The organism is Marinobacterium halophilum (genome assembly GCF_003014615.1).
GTDB lineage: Bacteria > Pseudomonadota > Gammaproteobacteria > Pseudomonadales > Balneatricaceae > Marinobacterium > Marinobacterium halophilum.
Window position 1 is genome coordinate 22,851 of record NZ_PYGI01000002.1, and the last position, 17,395, is coordinate 40,245.

General features: G+C 57.2%; 9 protein-coding genes and 1 riboswitch. Of the genes, 3 read left to right on the forward strand and 6 right to left on the reverse strand.

Translation table 11 applies throughout. From position 1 onward, the window contains the following. Nucleotides 1–89: 89 nt before the first annotated feature. From CLV44_RS17470 to CLV44_RS01480, 5 genes are all read right to left on the reverse strand, one after another. On the reverse strand, nt 90–2,939 hold the full coding sequence (locus CLV44_RS17470) for an HD domain-containing phosphohydrolase (protein WP_106590335.1): 2,850 nt from the start codon (nt 2,937–2,939) through the stop codon (nt 90–92). 60 nt (nt 2,940–2,999) lie between these two features. Beyond that, on the reverse strand, nt 3,000–4,028 hold the full coding sequence (locus CLV44_RS01465) for an AI-2E family transporter (protein ID WP_106590336.1): 1,029 nt from the start codon (nt 4,026–4,028) through the stop codon (nt 3,000–3,002). A gap of 42 nt (nt 4,029–4,070) precedes the next feature. Next, on the reverse strand, nt 4,071–4,469 hold the full coding sequence (locus CLV44_RS01470) for an acyl-CoA thioesterase (RefSeq protein WP_106590337.1): 399 nt from the start codon (nt 4,467–4,469) through the stop codon (nt 4,071–4,073). A gap of 80 nt (nt 4,470–4,549) precedes the next feature. Next, nucleotides 4,550–5,209, reverse strand: a complete 660-nt coding sequence (locus tag CLV44_RS01475) for a general secretion pathway protein GspB (protein WP_106590338.1) — start codon at nt 5,207–5,209, stop codon at nt 4,550–4,552. Nucleotides 5,210–5,218: 9 nt separating this feature from the next. After that, nucleotides 5,219–7,042 carry an ExeA family protein gene (locus CLV44_RS01480; RefSeq protein WP_170069230.1) on the reverse strand — a complete coding sequence of 608 codons (1,824 nt, stop codon included), beginning with the start codon at nt 7,040–7,042 and terminating at the stop codon, nt 5,219–5,221. A gap of 225 nt (nt 7,043–7,267) precedes the next feature. On the opposite strand from CLV44_RS01480, the gene CLV44_RS01485 reads away from it, so the two are divergent. The 3 genes from CLV44_RS01485 to CLV44_RS01495 all read left to right on the forward strand — a co-directional run bounded on the left by CLV44_RS01485 (nt 7,268) and on the right by CLV44_RS01495 (nt 12,550). Then, the gene (locus CLV44_RS01485) at nt 7,268–8,677 is read left to right on the forward strand and encodes a sigma-54 dependent transcriptional regulator (protein ID WP_106590340.1); all 1,410 of its coding nucleotides are present in this window, start codon (nt 7,268–7,270) and stop codon (nt 8,675–8,677) included. A 171-nt stretch (nt 8,678–8,848) separates the two neighbouring features. Further along, nucleotides 8,849–9,070, forward strand: a complete 222-nt coding sequence (locus CLV44_RS01490) for a hypothetical protein (RefSeq protein ID WP_106590341.1) — start codon at nt 8,849–8,851, stop codon at nt 9,068–9,070. A gap of 421 nt (nt 9,071–9,491) precedes the next feature. Then, nucleotides 9,492–9,569: riboswitch (cyclic di-GMP riboswitch) on the forward strand. A 74-nt stretch (nt 9,570–9,643) separates the two neighbouring features. Next, nucleotides 9,644–12,550, forward strand: coding sequence for an Ig-like domain-containing protein (locus CLV44_RS01495; protein WP_170069231.1), 2,907 nt, complete (start codon nt 9,644–9,646; stop codon nt 12,548–12,550). 97 nt (nt 12,551–12,647) lie between these two features. Here the strand turns inward: CLV44_RS01495 and CLV44_RS01500 are convergent, their stop codons facing one another. After that, on the reverse strand, nt 12,648–17,072 hold the full coding sequence (locus tag CLV44_RS01500; RefSeq protein WP_106590343.1) for a prealbumin-like fold domain-containing protein: 4,425 nt from the start codon (nt 17,070–17,072) through the stop codon (nt 12,648–12,650). Nucleotides 17,073–17,395 lie beyond the last annotated feature (323 nt).

A 17,395-nucleotide genomic window follows, 5' to 3' on the forward strand; every position in this document is an offset into this window, starting at 1 on the left:
CACAACATTACAGCGTGATCGTGCGGCGCGATAATGCGGCATTTCAGATCATCTTGCCACTGCTAGCCTTAAACGTGCTGAACAGCTGCTCAATTGGTCATAAGCGTCAATAACTGACGTTGGTCCACAGGATCGATCTGTGCGGGACTCAAATAACGCTCGGCATAACGCAGGTAGATGCCTGACGTCAGAAACAACGTAAACAGTTCAGGATCGAGATGACCATTACGCGCCATCAAGGCCATAATGCGCAGAGATTCTGACAGAGGTTTGGCGGTTTTATACGGCCGATCAGCCGCTGTCAGCGCCTCAAACACATCGGCCAGCGCCATGATGCGTTCGGGAATACCGAGGTCAGCGGCGGACAGACGACGGGGATACCCGCCACCATCCATGCGTTCATGATGGTTGCCGGCAATATCGGGTACCCGTTTCAGATTTTCAGGCCAAGGCAGCTGGTTCAGCATGCGGATGGTTTGCACGATGTGATTGTTGATAGTGAAACGCTCCTCGGGTGTCAGCGTGCCATAACGCTGGGTCAGGTTATACAACTCACCGAGGTTCCATTCCGCTTCCGGCAATTGCATATCAAATCCCCAGCTGTTGGCCGGGTTACCCACTTCCACCGGAGGCCGCGCCCCATTCCACGGTTGATAATGTTCAGGCCTGTCCGCCAGCAGCGTTTCCTTGACCGGCAAGGTTGTGGTGTCGTCCTCCGGCATCCGCTCCAGCTCCTCATGCGACAACCCCGGGCGGTTGTCGAAGTGTCGCCACCATTCCTGAGCACCGATACGGCGAATCTCGGCCACCGCCTCATCACTGAGTGATTCACCGCCCATGTTGATGTGGGCTACGTATTCGAAGTCCTGCTGCAGCTGTTGCTGCCGCTGCCGTTTGCGTTCACGCAACAGCACTTCGTCACCGGTTTCGATCACCCCTTGCAGGTACTCGATTTCAGCATCACGCCACAACACCTCGAAGCGGGTACGCACCTCATGAATGCGGTTGTACAGGGCATCCAGCTTGGTCGCCTTGTCCAGTACATGCTCTGGCGTGGTGATTTTGCCGCAATCGTGCAGCCAGGCGGCCAGATGAAATTCGTACCGCTCCGCTCGGCTCATGGCAAAATCGGCAAACGGCCCCTGTCGGCTATCCACCGCCGCGTCGGCCAGCATCTGCGCCAGTTCGGGAACTCGCTCGCAATGGCCGCTGGTATGCGGTGATTTGGCGTCAATCGCATCCGCCAACAGACGGATAATCGCCTCCATCAGCCGCTTTTGGGCTTCAACCAGCTGACGGGTTTCGATCGCCACGGCCGCTGAGCCCGACAGTTCGGCAACAAAACGATCCAGCGTTGCGTCAGCCCACTTACCCGCTGCCAACCGCAACGCCATGACGCCTGCCGGATGCGTTTCGCGCCCCGTCAGCGGCGTCATCAGCCACTCGTCGGCCTGCTCGCCCAACATTGTGCGCACGGCATCGGTCTGAGCCGTTGCGCTGGCCTGAGGACAGTCCAGAGCCTGTGGCACCCCCTGCTCACCAGCGGTATGTACATCGGTATTCAGGTGAAGTTGATGTGTATCACCATCATAGAGATAGATCACACATTCACGTGCTTCGATACTGGCCTTGAGGTGCGACGCCACCGTAGGCAGCATCTGGCTGAGTTCCCGCTCACGCGCCAGGGTGTGACTGATCGCCTGGAAATGCACGATGGCCGACGCCATTCGGTCCAGCACCCGCGCCAACATATTGACCTCATACACCATGGAGCGGCTGCTGACCCGATGACGGAAATCGAACCGTGACAGCGCCCCGACCTGATCGGCCAGTTGATCCAGTGGCCGTGCCAGACGCACTGAACCCCACCACCCCAGCAGCAGCATCACCAGTGCAGCCAGCAGCGACCAATACAGCATTGCGATCCCTTGCTGCCGTGCTCCGGCCAGCAGTTCGGCCGAGGGCACTGTCACCAGCAGCTCCAGAGCCTCGCCGTTCATCGCCAGCAACGGCATTCGAATGCCATACCAATCACGTTCGTCGAACAGGTAATGCACCATCTCTCCGCCCGCAGGTGCCAGACGTTGCAATTCGCTCAGTTCGGGTGCATCCAGCTCGCTCAGTGTGGCCAATCGCACACTCTGTGCCTCGGTACGGATCATATTCTGGACATCGGGCCAGGCTACGACCTGCCCCTGTGGAGTCACCACCGCCATGCGGTAATGCGAATCCGGCTTGAGGCTCTCAAGCTGTACCGATATGTCCTGTACCGAAGCGTCGATCCCCACCACGGTACGCTCAGGACCGGCGACCGACAGGGTTACGCCAACCTCGGCAGTGGTAAAAAACAGATAGGGCGGGGTCAATACCGGCTCGTCGCTGGACAAGGCTTGCCGGTACCAGTCACGCTGGTGCGGGTCGAAGGCATACTCCGGAACGTCTCGTGCCTCCAGCAGCTGAAGGGTCTCACTGTAAAACAGCCATTGCCTGCTGGCTTTATTGATACTCTGCAACAGCCAGGCCGACCCGACGGGTGCCGCCAGTGTTTGCTGAAAGCGGGGGTGACGCAGTTTGCGCAGTAACAGAAAATCATGATCGGCATAGCCAACATAAACGGCGCTGATCATGGGGTTGGCATCAAGGGTTTCCGCCAGTACCGGCAGGCGTTGCAGGCGCTGTTCCAGCGTAGCGGTCCGCAGCAGCGGGTCGTGGGTCAGCAGGCGAAGACTGCTTTTGAGGGGATGCAGCAGGCGAGTACTGGCACTGTCCAGGCTACCTGCCATCTGGTGCGCCATCTGCTCCGAGGCCTGCACCAGTACCTCACGATGGCTGAAGTAGGCACTGCTGATCAGTATTGCACTGAGCAACAGTGTCCCTGCCATGACGGACAGGCTGATAATCCAGCGCAGCCGCATGCCCGCATTCAACGTCCTGTTCATTGCCACCGCCACCTGCAGAAAACTCTACAGGCAGCATAGACGAGTTTCAGGACTGTCCGATCAATTCCCCAACATGATGGCGACCCAGCGGGTTGACGGGTTCTGTTCCAGCGCTATTTTGGCAATCATGGTGAGCGGTATCGACAAGAACATGCCCGCAGGCCCGAACATCCAGCCCCAGATCATCAACGACAGGAACACCACCAACGGTGATAACCCCAGCCCCGTGCCCATATAACGCGGCTCCAGCACATTCCCCATCAGCACGTTGACGGCAATATAGCCCACCGCCACCAGTGCCGCATCCGGCAGGCCCAACTGCACCACCGAGAGCAGCACCGCAGGCACCGCCGCGATGATCGAGCCGACATTGGGGATGAAATTCATCAGCGCAGCGACCAGGCCCCACAACGGTGCAAAATCAACACCCAGAATCCAGAGCCACGTGGTAATCAGGAAGCCGGTCAGCAAACTGACTGTAGTCTTGATCACCAGATACTTGTTCACCTTGCGCACAAAGTCACCGGCCTGCTCCATCGACTTTTCGGCATTCGGCAGCGCCTTGTGCAGCTTGTCGCCCAACAGCGTGGCTTCCAGCAACAGGAAGATCACCACGAACACGATCAGCATCAGGTCGGTCAGCAGACCACCCAAATTGGTCAACGCATTACCCGCCAGCCGCATCAGCGAACCAGGGTTGAAATGGTTAAGGAACTGTTCACGGGTGACCGGCAGTCCCAGCCGCTCGAAAAACGGCAGCAACTTGACCGCTTCATCCTGAAGCCGGGCCTGGTAGGTCGGCAGACGCAGCGTAAAGGTGTCGATCGCTGAACCGACGAACAGCACCAGCGCCCAGCTGAACACCATCAAACCGAACACCAAAAGCATGACCGCCAGCCAGGGTGGAACCTTGTGTGACGTCATCCAGGCCAGCGGGGGCGCACAAATTATGGCGATAAAAATTGCCAGCAACATGGGCACGACCACTGCTTCGGCAATTTTCAGGGCACCGAGAATGACCACCAGGGAGGCCAGACCGATCAGCCATTTGAAACCGGCCGAAAGTGCAACGGGATTGGAGTCGGACATGGACACTCCTTGTGAGTTGAATACCGGAAGTTGAGTACCGGCTTATGCGTCGGCCTTGAAATGGACATCGAGCATGCCTTTCTGCTCGTCGGTCAGGCTGATCGCCCGGCCGTTGGCAAAGTCATAACGCACCATAAAAGCCTTACCGCGGGCATTCATCTTGTCGTCCTGCCACGCTTCCTGCAACACCGTGAATGAGCTGTTACCGATTTTGCAGACATACGTGCGGATCTCGACGTCACGGCCGTAGAACAGCTCACCAAGATAATCCACCTCGACACGGGCCAGAATCAGCTGCCATTTTTTCATATCCAGATCAGGGGTGAAAATGCGAAACAACTCGTTGCGGGCCGCCTCAAACCACTGTGGCACCCGCGTGTTGTTGATATGGCCAAGCCCATCGGTATCATAAAATGCGGGGGCGATCGTCGAGCTATACATCGGACACTCCTGTTTGTCACTGAAATAGGCCCCGAGTATAACAATGGACGCTCACCACTGGTCCACTTTTCATCGCAACGTCAGAGTGCCGGAACCTTGAACCGTGTCTGTCGGTATTGCAGCACCACCGCACGCGGAACAATCGCCTCGATCCGCAACCCCGGACGCACGAAATCACCTTCACGCAGCATCTTGCCTTCGTATTTGACCAATCGGGAACTCGGCTCTGCAGCATAGATATGCACGGAGAAACGGATATTCTGCAATTCCCGCTGCAGCTCTACCGGCAACTGCCGCAGGTAAGGGATACTGGCGTAAGGGTCCTCTGTGGTCACCTCAACCTGAGCGTCCACCGCGTCAGCCACCTCCGCTTGCTCGTCCTTTGTCGCCGTGGCGGGTGTCGATGGAGAAACACCCGGCGAGACCTCCGGCGTCTCCCGAATCGAAATTTTGACCCCACTGAGATCAGGTGCATCCCCGGCAGGGCTCGGTGTTGGCGTCGACACACGCTCCACGGCCAATGGCGGCTCGCTTTTGGCAGGCGGCGGGCGGTCATATATCCGCCAGCCCCAGAACAACAGCAGCGCCAACAGCACCATCAACAAGCTACGTCCGAGCCATCCGACCCAACCAACGCTTCGGGCGGGCACACCTCCCCCGCCAACCGGTGGCAAGGGATCACCCTGTGCATGCTTACGCTGCTCGGCCGAGGCCTTGAGGGCATCGTGGATATAAGACATGATCGCCTCCTAGCTGTTCAGGCGTGGCAAATCCGCCAGTACCAGACTATTAAGCCGAATCAGCGTCAACGGTCCCGCTACGCCATCCACGGTAAGCCCCTGCTGCTGCTGAAACGCTTTAACCTGCAGAAACAGCTCCGCATCATATCGGGACTTGAGCGGCACATCGGTCGCCACACCGCGCTGACGCGCCAACTGACGGTGGAGCCAGTCCACCTCAGCGCCCTGCGCTCCGGGCCAAAGCGGTTCACGATAGCCCGGTGGCTGACGCCACAACAACGTAAACGACCCACCCCACAGCTGCTGCAACAATGCTCTGGATAGCCGCCGGGGTTGCGCATTGAACAGCACCTCGGCAGAGTCGGCATCCAGCGCCGTCAGCATGACCGCATATGGCTGCTGCTGATAACGCAGGGTAATCACGGCCGGGCGATCCAGCTGCTCCAGCAAGCTCAACTCACCTGCCAGGGTCAGACATCCCAACCCCTGACGGGCGGCAAACGTACAGACAACCGGTTCACGACGCGGATCATAGTCTTGCTGCCAATGTTGGAACAGATCACGAAACGCCAGCACTTCAGCCAGATCGGTATCCTCCGGCGGCCGCCAACGCTGAATGTCCTCAAGCGTTTCCAGTTTCGGTGCCGGTGGTTCGATCGGCACCGCAGCTACAGCTTCCATCGACTCGGCGTAGACCGGCTGCAACTCGGGCAGTCCACTGACGTGGACAGGCGCTTGAGCATCGGGCGGTACAGACACGGCGGGCACGACCGGCAACATGAGTTCATCCGGCACCATTTTTTCCCACGGGAACAGCTTGGCACGCAGCGCCTGCTGCTCCGCCGCTGTCATCATCGGTGCTGCCGGCGGTGATGCCGCGGATGAGAACGGCTGGCCGCTCAGCTGCCCATTGAACAACAGCGACAGCCCCAGACCAGCCGCCCACCCAAGCAGCCCCACCAGCAACGCAACCAACAACCAGACATACAAGGGGCGACGACCACTGACGGTGGCTACTCCGTCCTGCCCCAATACTTCACGCGCCGCACGCTGCAGGGTTTCCACACTGACTTCGTTGCGCGTCTGCACATAGGTGCCCAGCAATGCACGGTCACAGATCTGATTGATCACCCGCGGCAAACCCGCCGATAAACGATACAGACACTTCAGGGTCGCCGGTGGAAACACTGGCCGGTTCAGCCCTGCCACCATGAGCCGGTGATAAATGTAATTGGGCAGATCCGACTCTGCCAACGGCCCCAGATGAAAGCGGGCACTGATCCGCTGGGACAGCTGCCGCAAATCATCCCGTGCCAGGCGCTCAAGCAATTCTGGCTGCCCCAGCAGCACAACCTTGAGCAGCTTGGCTTCACTGGTTTCCAGATTGGTCAACAGGCGCAACTGCTCCAGCGACGCGAAAGGCAATTGCTGGGCTTCATCAATGATCAACAGCGTATTGCGCCCCTGCGCATGCTGCTGCAGCAGAAAGTGATAAATTCTGTCGCAGAGTACTTTCATTGACCCCCGTGGAACCGGGCCCGGATCGAGCTTCAACTCATCGCAGACCGCCTGTAACAGCTCCAGCGGCTGCAGGTGCGGATTGAGGATCAAGGCAAAGTCAGTCGTCTCGGGCAACTGTTCTATCAGCCGACGTGACAGCGTCGTCTTGCCCGTTCCCACTTCACCGGTTAACAGAATGAAGCCCCCATCCGCCTCAATACCGTACAGTAGATGCGCCAACGCCTCTTCATGCTGCCCGCTCATATAGAGATAGCGCGGATTGGGTGCTATCGAAAAGGGGGGTTCATGCAAACCAAAATATTCACAGTACATATACATGTCCGCCTGATTGGCTGCCAACCTGGGTTAACTATCTTGATTCCCTGTCATGAATCTGACTATTTTTATGTATAAAACCTGAACCAACATGAATAAAAAGAAACCTTTTAAACATATTGTTGACTATTAATACGTCTACCGACCCATTTTTATGACTACAATTTTCCTTAGTGTAGTCCAACCACTGCACCCGGTTGTAAATCAACCAAGGTGATGCATATGAATACTCCAAGCTCACAGGAGCACAAACATCCAGAGACGGAACGGCCCCTTGTATTACTCGACCTGTCCAGCCGGCCCAGCCCGGAACTGACGCCTGCCACCTTTCCGGGGTGGAAATTGCACCGGGTCGGCAGCCTGGCCGAAGCAGAAAAACTGCTGCAAACAGAATCCTTTGTTGTCGGACTGGCCTGCTTCGACTGGCTTGAAGATGACAACAACCAGGCCTTGACCCAGTTTTTTCAACGCCACCATCAAATCGCCTGGGTTGCTGCGATATGGCCTGACCAGCTACAGGATGTGGGGCTGCGACGGCTACTGTTCGAAAACTTCTATGACTACTGTTCCCTGCCGCTGGGGAGCAGTCTCGACCACCTGTCGATCATTCTGGGCCACGCCTACGGCCTGTATCATCTGCAACATCTGGACACTGATGCACTGGAGAATGACAACCAGTTCCAGATGGTGGGTGCCAGCCCGCAGATGCTGAAGATTTTCGACCTGATCCGCAAAGTGGCACAAACCGATGCCACGGTGCTGATCATGGGTGAAAGCGGCACCGGGAAGGAGTTGATCGCCCGTGCGATCCATCAGCGTTCCAGCCGCCAGGCGTTCCCGTTCATCGCGGTCAATTGCGGAGCCCTGCCCGAGAGCCTGATTCAGTCCGAACTATTCGGCTGTGAAAAAGGCGCGTTCACCGGCGCTCATCAACGCCGCATCGGACGCATTGAATCGGCGCATCAGGGCTCTCTTTTTCTGGATGAGATCGGTGACCTGGCCTCCAATCTGCAGGCACACCTGCTGCGCTTTCTGCAGGAGGGAACGATCGAGCGTCTGGGTTCAAGCCAGAGTATCGAGATCAACACCCGCGTGATCGCAGCCACCAATATCGATCTGGAGCAAGCTGTAAAAGAGGGGCGTTTCCGGGAAGATCTGTTTTATCGCCTGAGCGTGCTCAACATAAAAGTGCCGCCACTGCGCGAGCGGGGTGAAGACAAGGAGTTGCTAGCGCGTTTCTTCTTCAACAAATTCTGCAATGACCACAGCGGCCAGCTTAAAGGTTTCACCCAAGAAGCACTCGACGCCATCAACCAGCACCTCTGGCCCGGCAATGTCCGCGAGATGATCAACCGCGTTCGACGCGGCATGATCATGAGTGATAACCGTCTGATTACGCCACAGGATCTGAATCTGGAGCCCAGCCTTATTCGTACGCATACACCGGAGACATTCAAAACCCTTGATGAAGCCCGTGCCGAAGCCGAGCGGGTCGTCATCGAACACACACTTTCACAGTGTCAGAACAACGTATCCAGAGCCGCGAAAATGCTGGAGGTTTCCCGTGTCACCCTGTATCGCATGATGGAAAAACACCACCTGCATCACCACAAGGCGTCAGCCCATCATTGAACCGCTGAGCGGCCCCCTCTCAGCTGTATTGTTGCTCTCAGGTTACATTCTCCCCCTACACTGCCCCCGCATTCACGCCCCCGACAACCATTAACCAATTGTAATGGTTGATGTAATAAATTTATGGCCCAAATTCTGCTAATTACTAAGGAATCGTCTGAGGCCGCTGCCATGAAGCATTTGCGCAAAGCACTGTCCAACCACCGTCTGATCCGGTCACAGCCGGACAGTCCTGCTGCAGCGCACTCGGATTCCGCCACCACCGCGCATGACGAACTTCCGCTCACCTGGCAGCGACGCAAACCCAGCTTCGACACTCTTGACGCGCCCCTGCCACCGCAGGTTATTACCCTATGGGACGAAATAGACAAGACATATGAAAAAAAGGTCTAAATAAAATCCCGCCTTCGCCTCTGCCCATAAGTGTTAATTTAATGTAACAACCCTATAGCCTCCTGTTCTTGTATACCAACAGTTACAGGACAAGTTCGCATTTTTTATCATATTATTAACACAGAAAATAATTAAAAATTCTTTTTTGTAAAATATATGAAACACATCGTAACAAATACATTACATATATGAACCGCTTCGAAAAAACCTGAATATTTAAATTACTTTTCTGTTCCTGTTATTATCATCCCCACTTCGTTCCTATACCGTTTATAAAACATTGCCGAGCGAAGCGGTGTAAAGAAATAGACGGGAATACATCTCGGGCACCCGGTATCTGTACAGAACTGACAAGAGTTCTGCCAAGCGGTGCCGCCCGACCTGAACACCCCGACCTCGGCACCCGAAATTGCGAGATCCTCTCCCGAAAAGGCACGACTCCCAAGAGTCACGCAAAGCCATGGAGTAGACATTCATGTCTACCCGCCAGGCTACCGAAGGAGGCCTCTCTGAGCCGCCCAATGCCCGCTCGCCAGAGGATCTGACTGAATGACTGTGTTTCAGGAGAGATCCATGACGTTATTACTGACCCCGCCCCTTGCCCGCCGCCTGACAACACTGGCAGTGGTAGCCGCGCTGTCATCGACTGTATTATCAGCACAGGCCGCTGACACTCCCCGCGTGCCACCGACTAAACAGCTGCACGAACAAGCCAACACCCAGTCGCAGGCACTGATGGCGCTGCACAAACGCTGGCAGAATGCTAAGGGACCGTCCCGCCAAACGCTGCAGGCCCAACTGCTGCGTCAGGCGGATATGCGTCGTGATCTGCTGCGCCAGCTGGTTAAACAGCAGCCCGGGGTTGCCCTGCAGTTGGCCATTCCCGATGCAAAACAGCTGGGCATGCCCGTAGACGTTGTCGAAAAGCTGGAACAGCGCCTGAACCTGAGCGGCCAGTTGGAAGTGTTTTACGAAGACCAGGAAGATGGCAAGCACCGTTTGCGCCACGTTCTGGCAACCCCGTTCGGCGAGCGCTTTGAGCTGCACTTTACCGATACCCCGCCCCGGCTGAAGCATGGCCATGCGGTTGAGCTGGAAGGCCTGCTGGTGACGGCAGCAGATGACAGCACATCGGATGGCGATATTGCACTGAACAGTGACGCGCTGGTGCTGGCGGCCGACGGTGGCGTTACCGGTGGCAGCAACGGCGGCACCGCTGCCGACAGCAGCGCCACCTTTGGTGCCCAGTCGACACTGGTCATCAACGTCAACTTCAGCGACAACACCAGCCAACCCTGGACTACTGAACAGGCGCGCAGCACGGTCTTCGACCAGGCCAGCAGCTTCCTGCATGAAAATTCATTCGGCCAGACCTGGCTGGAAGGCGAAACCACGCCCTGGCTGACCCTGCCGATCAACAGCAGCGGCTGTGACACCTCTGCCATCACCTCGGCCGCCCACGACGCTGCCACGGCTGCCGGCTATGACCTGAGCCAGTACAACCGTCTGATCTTTGCCATGCCTTACACCGCAGGTTGCGGTTTTTCCGGCGTCGGTTCCGTCGGCGGGACCACATCCACCATGTTGATCAACGGTTCCATGTACTGGTTTACCGTCGCCCACGAGATGGGACACAACCTGGGCCTGTATCACTCTCATGCACTGGAGTGCGGCAGCGATGTTACCGGCAGCAACTGCTCCAGTGACGAATACGGTGATGGCGTCGACATCATGGGCCGCGTCAACGGCCACTTCACCGCCTTCCAGAAAGAGCGTCTGGGCTGGCTCGACAGCCGTCATATCCAGACCGTTACCGGCAGCGGCATCCATGAACTGGAGCCCTATGCTACCCAGCCGGGCAGCGCACCAAAGGCACTCAAAATCGCCAAAGGCACCGATCCGGTTTCCGGCGAGAACAGCTGGTACTATGTCGAATACCGTCAGGCCAGCGGCTATGACAACATTCTGGCCAGCAACGCCAACGTACAGAACGGCGTGGTGGTACATACCGGCATCAGCAACAAGGGCAACAGCAGCTATCTGCTGGACATGACCCCGGCCAGCACACCGTCCAACTACACCGATACCCGCGACCCGGCACTGGAAGTCGGCCAGCAGTTTACCGACGCCGATGCAGGCATCACCCTGGCGACCGAATGGGTGGACGGCACCCGTGCCCGCGTTAACGTGCAACTGCCCGATGCCGTGAACAGCTGTACCCGCGCCAACCCGAGCCTGAGTGTCACCCCGGGCGAAAGCGTGTGGGCCGCCGCAGGCAGCAGTCAGGCGTATACCCTGACCCTGACCAACCAGGACAGCGCCGCCTGCAGCAGCAGTAACTACACCCTGAACACCGGCGTGCCCAGCGGCTGGAGCAGCGTACTGGCCAGTACAGCACTGACCCTGGCACCGGGCGAAAGCCGCTCCACCAGCTGGACCGTCACCTCTGCCGACAGCGCCGTTGACGGTTTCTACACCCTCACCGCCCAGGCCACCTCCGGCAGCCAGAGCGCCAGCAGCAGCCTGACCTATGTGGTCGATAACCCGGTGGTCAACAACCGGCCCGACGCGGTGAGCGATACCGCCCGTACCGATTTTGAAACAGCGGTTACCGTCGCCGTGCTGGCCAACGACTCCGACCCCGATGGCGACCGCCTGAGCGTTACCGCCGCTAATGCCGTCAACGGCCGCGCCGTCATCAATGCCGACCAGTCGATCACCTATACCCCGGCAGCCGGTTTCAGCGGCTTGGCCAGCTTCAGCTACAGCATCAGCGATGGCAAGGGCGGCACCGACAGCGCCAGCATCAGCATTGATGTAGCCGCAGCGCCCGAGCCGACACCGGAACCCAATGAGGCTCCGATCGCCGGCAACGACACCGCCGTGACCGCCTTTGAAACATCGGTCAGCATCGCCGTGCTCGCCAATGATCGCGACCCAGAAGGCGAACAGCTAACCCTGAGCGCTGTCAACGCCACCCGTGGTACGGCTCGCATCAATGCCGACGGCACGCTGATTTATACCCCGGCCACTGGCTTCAGCGGTCAGACCAGCCTGAGCTATACCGTGCGCGACCCTCAGGGCGCAACCGCAACGGCCAGCGTCACGATTACAGTCGAGGCAGAAGTACAGCCGGAACCGGAACCGAGCGTCAATGAAGCGCCCATCGCCAATGCCGACAGTGCCACACTGGCAACCAAGCAGAGTATCAAGATCCCGGTACTGGCCAATGACCGTGATCCTGAAGGCAGTACACTGCGCATTACCGGCTTCACTCAGGGCGGCAAGGGCAGCGTACGCCAGAATGCAGACGGCACCCTGACCTACACGCCGGGCAAGCCGTTCAAACAGGATGACCGCTTCAGTTACACCATCAGCGATGGCGAAAAAACCGCCACAGCAACTGTGCAGGTGAGCCTCGCGGCAGATGCCGGTGGCAGCAGCGGTGGTAGCAACAACGGCAAGGGCAACAACAAGTAGCAACTTGCCATACGCACGGTAGCCACAAAAAGCCGCGACGGGTTACCCCGCCGCGGCTTTTTCATGGCCCGCCCCTAGAGGCGGGGGTCAGGCTCTGTTACGGACAGAGCATATTGTTGTTGTAGCTATCCAGAATACCGGCCAAAGTCTTGGCTTCCTGCGCCAGAGTTTTGCTCGGACCTTTCGGTTTTTTCAGATAGTCACCTGTGCCGGTAAAGTCGATATCGGCCAACAGCTGCTCAGCAGCCACTTTGGCGTTTATCAATTCCGAACAAGTGCCCGCGTCAGCGGCTATGTTCAGCTGTACCGCCATCAGCTGGGCAGCCAGACCATACGCCGCATCACTGGCTTTTTTACTACCATCACCCACCAAAGACGGATCTTCAACATCACGCTTGTCGAGGAGATCCACACCTACAGCACACTGAGTGATTTCCAGTTCAGGATGCAGATAGATCGGCAGGAATTCATCCAGTACATCATAGAAGTCTGGATCGGTCAGCCAGCGATCATACTGGTTGCCCTTACCATCACAACTGGTCCAGTTTTTCCAGAAACCGATGGTACGTGCATTACCACCAGGAGGCGGTGTGTTATCCACGTTGAAGCTTTCGGTTTCGGCCACACTCAGCGTGAAGGCGGCACATTCACCGATGTAGTCCTCACCAATAATCAGTGAGTACCAGCTCAACGGCCCATCATTACTGCTACCGGTCAGCATCCAGCCAGGCTGAACATCCAGTTCGCAGAACTCATAGGCCCCCGGTACCAGTTTCGCCATGCCATCAACATCGACACAGACATCCGGGCTCACCCCAGCTTCACAGCTGAAGTAGGCAAAGCCGGTGATAACATCTGAAGTCGCTGAAGCCACAGCGCCACTGCCATCGCGGATCTGGAAGTCGAAGGCCGGATAGACGCCGTTCGGCGCGATGCCGGAGACGGTTTTCAGCACTTCAGCCATACCGCGCTTGGTGTTTTCGAACGTACAGGTCACGGTTTCACCCGGCTGCAGATCGATCGCATTCGGCGCACTGCCGTCATCACAGGTAGCACTGGTCAGATCCCAGCCAGCCGGTACGGTCTCACTCACGGAGTAAGTGCCGTTGACCAGAGGTTCGGACATGTGCGGTGTAGTGGCGTCAGCCAGCGCGAACGGACCTGCATAGCTCGGATCGAAATCGAACAGCTGCAGATCACCTGCCGGATCGGTCACCTTGTCGACGATGATGTAGCCACGCTTGGTGTTTTCGAACGTACAGGTCACGGTTTCACCCGGCTGCAGATCGATTGCACTCGGCAGACTGCCGTCATCACAGGTGGCACTGGTCAGATCCCAGCCGGCCGGTACGGTCTCACTCACAGAGTAAGTGCCGTTGACCAGAGGTTCGGACATGTGCGGCGTGGTGGCGTCAGCCAGCGCGAACGGACCTGCATAGCTCGGGTCGAAATCGAACAGCTGCAGATCACCTGCCGGATCGGTCACCTTGTCGACGATGATGTAGCCACGCTTGGTGTTTTCGAACGTACAGGTCACGGTTTCACCCGGCTGCAGATCGATTGCACTCGGCAGACTGCCGTCATCACAGGTGGCACTGGTCAGATCCCAGCCAGCCGGTACGGTCTCACTCACGGAGTAAGTGCCGTTGACCAGAGGTTCGGACATGTGCGGTGTGGTGGCGTCAGCCAGCGCGAACGGACCTGCATAGCTCGGATCGAAATCGAACAGCTGCAGATCTCCTGCCGGATCGGTCACCTTGTCGACGATGATGTAGCCGCGTTTGGTGTTTTCATAGAAACACTCAACGGTTTCGCCATCATCGATGCTTACACTGACTTCAGCCGTGGCCATGTTCACTTCGGTCTGGCTGCCATCAATGGAGACGGCATCGACACAGTACAGATCGGTCAGATCCCAACCGGCCGGTACCAGCTCATTGGCCTTGTAGATGCCCGGTTCCAGGTTGTTGAACGTCGCCAGCGGACTGGTGGTCGGGGTATTTTCACTCAACGTGGTCAGGCTGAACGGCGGCAATGTGCCATCGCTGCTGTCGTAGTTGAATGTACCCACATTACCAATGGTGGTTTTGTAGATGATCAGATTACCCGGTGCCGCCAGCTTGGTGTTGGTGAAGATACACTCAACGGTTTCGCCGGCTGCCAGCTCGATATTGGCGGTAAAGCCACCGGTCTGGCTGTCACCACTCGGGTCAATACAGGTAATGTCGGTCAGGCTGAACAGATCCAGGAACGGATCCGCCTCGGTGACATCGTAACTGCCCGGAGACAGGTTGGTGAACTCACGAGAGACGAAGTCGCCAGACAGTGCAGCAGCACCGAAGCTCCAGGTCTGCGCATCCAGCATAGCGTCAAACGTGGCGACGCTACTGTCGAAGTCGAAGTCGCCACTGAGGTTCAGCGCGTTGTTGCCTTCGATCACCTTGGTGACAATGATAGTCGCCAGTTTGGTGTTCTCGAAGGTGCACTGGAACTCGTAGTTGGCGCTTTCAGGCAGGTTGACGATGAAGGTACAGTTGGCGCTCTCAACACTATTGGTTTCGCCACCACTGACATCGGTCAGCTCCCAGCCTTCACGCGGCTGTTCGGTGATGGTGTACTCACCCTCTTCGAACAGTTCAACCGGGAAGACCGCATTACCGGCTCCGTCGGACACGGCTTGTACGCCGCCGTTCAGGCCCGGGCCGCTCAGCAGGAACTCGAAGCCGGACGGGTCATGCCCTGCCGGTACGGTAACCTTGATCGCTTTGGCTGATGCAGGCTCTACCTCATTGGCAAAGTAGACATCACCGCCACAGATCGGCAACAGAATGCTGGCCTGCTGCTCATCATCAAGCGTAAAGCCATCACTGCCGCTGACTTCGACCACACGGTAGGTTTCGTTCGGGTCAAGATTGCCGATTACGACCGACTTGTCGGTTTCACCGGAACCGAAGCTGATTTCGACGTTTTCAGCCACCATTTCATCAATGTCATCGACACGATAGACATCAAAGTAGAAGCTGGCGTTTTCGCCTTCATCCAGATCCAGGTCGATGGTTTTATGAATGGTCAGTTCCACCAGCGGATAATCCGCAAAGGTGACGCTGGCATTCTTGCTGATCTCGAAGTTATCCGAGGCCAGCAGGGTGGCGATATCCGGCAGCTCGCCGCTGCTGTCACGCGGCTCGTCCAGATAGATGGTTTTGACGAACTCGACAAAGCCATCACCACTCTGTTCAGTGGATGACCAGGCAACCGGGCCTGCGGTCATTTCGCCCAAGCTGTAGCCGTCGGTGAAGTCACCGCTGCCATTGACCGAGTCAACCGAGAACATGTAGCCGGCGCCGGTAATCGGGCCTTCCACATCCGAGATAACGGCGGTGGCATCCACTTCATTGCCACTGGGCTGTACTTCGGCCGATGCAAATGCGTCGGTCTGTCCCGGCACCTCAATGGTACCGATTTTGTAGGTGGCATGAGCCAAATCGTTCAGACCAAAGACCCCTTCATCCACATCGGGGATGCTGTGGGTCAACAGTTTGACGGTAGCACCGGCCGGAACCAGCACATCATCCGCTGATGCAGTACCCAGCAATACTTCGCCACCGCCCAGGTCACCATATATCATGTCGGTAACACTGACATGTACGTCCAGATGCGCGGGGTTGTAGGCGTAAATATTGGTCACCACGGTCACTTTTCCGGGGTCGCCAGGCAGACGCTGCCATTCGATCCGGATAGTGGTGGTTTCGGTCATCGGATCATCACGTTCACAGCTGTTCTGGAACGAGAGATTAGATGGCACAGCCGTTTTGGTCAGGTTCCACATGTAGACGGTGTCCTGCTGCGCATTCATATCCTTGTTCAGTTCCTGCGGCAGAATATCGGCCACCGGCAACTGGATACGCTTCTGACCAATACCGGAACTGGTCAAGAACTCGTTCCACAGGTTGGACTGCAGGGAAGAACCACTGAACTCACTGGCACCTAACGACAACCGCTGCGCGTAGTCATACACACAGGTTTCACCGGGTGCCATGGTGGCTTCGATTTCACGGTAGATGGTCTCATAAGCGCCACCGGCTCCGCTGCCCCCTGGGGTGATGCTCACGGGCCCTGATACAACGGCATTACAGCTGCCATCGGACAGGCTGGTGTTGAGCGTCAGCGCCGTGATGTCGTCCCAGCCGGTGGTGCTATTGCTGTTAGGCGTATAGTCACCCGCCACGATAAAATCAAACGTTTGGGGTCCATTACCGTTTTTCAGCGTAACCCGGTGTGGTACGTAATCCAGTTCGTTCCACTGTTTACCCAGGTTACCGGTTACATAGCCCTCGTCGGTACAGGTAAAGTTTGATTGGTCATAGGTTGCGCCCGTTTCCAGACGACACCCTTCGAGTGTGAAGCCGATCTGCACTGGCTCGGTTGCTTGTACTGCCCATGACATCAGCAATGTCACCACTGCCAAGGGCAGCCATAGCAGCTTGCGCCAGGCTACGACTCCTGTTGATAGGGACCGCATGGTCCACCTCCTTCGGTGCGGGCATTTATTGTTATGTACCCGTGCCGTATTAACTCCATCTCCCCTTGCGCTCGGTCGCTGACTACGACTCTGGCCTGTTGTGCTTATCAGCGTCCGACTGTTACCCCAGTTAGCAGTAACAGGTTCCACAATGGCTTGATGAGTGATGAGAACTGAGGCCGAAACCTCCCCCTCTTGTTCCTGGGCCTGGCCAGCGGACAACGTGATTCGATGGCCATCACTCAGGCATGCATAAACATGACAGAGCCGTATGGTGTCCTGATTAATACAAGGAACGTGCCACATCTATAACAGTATGTTTT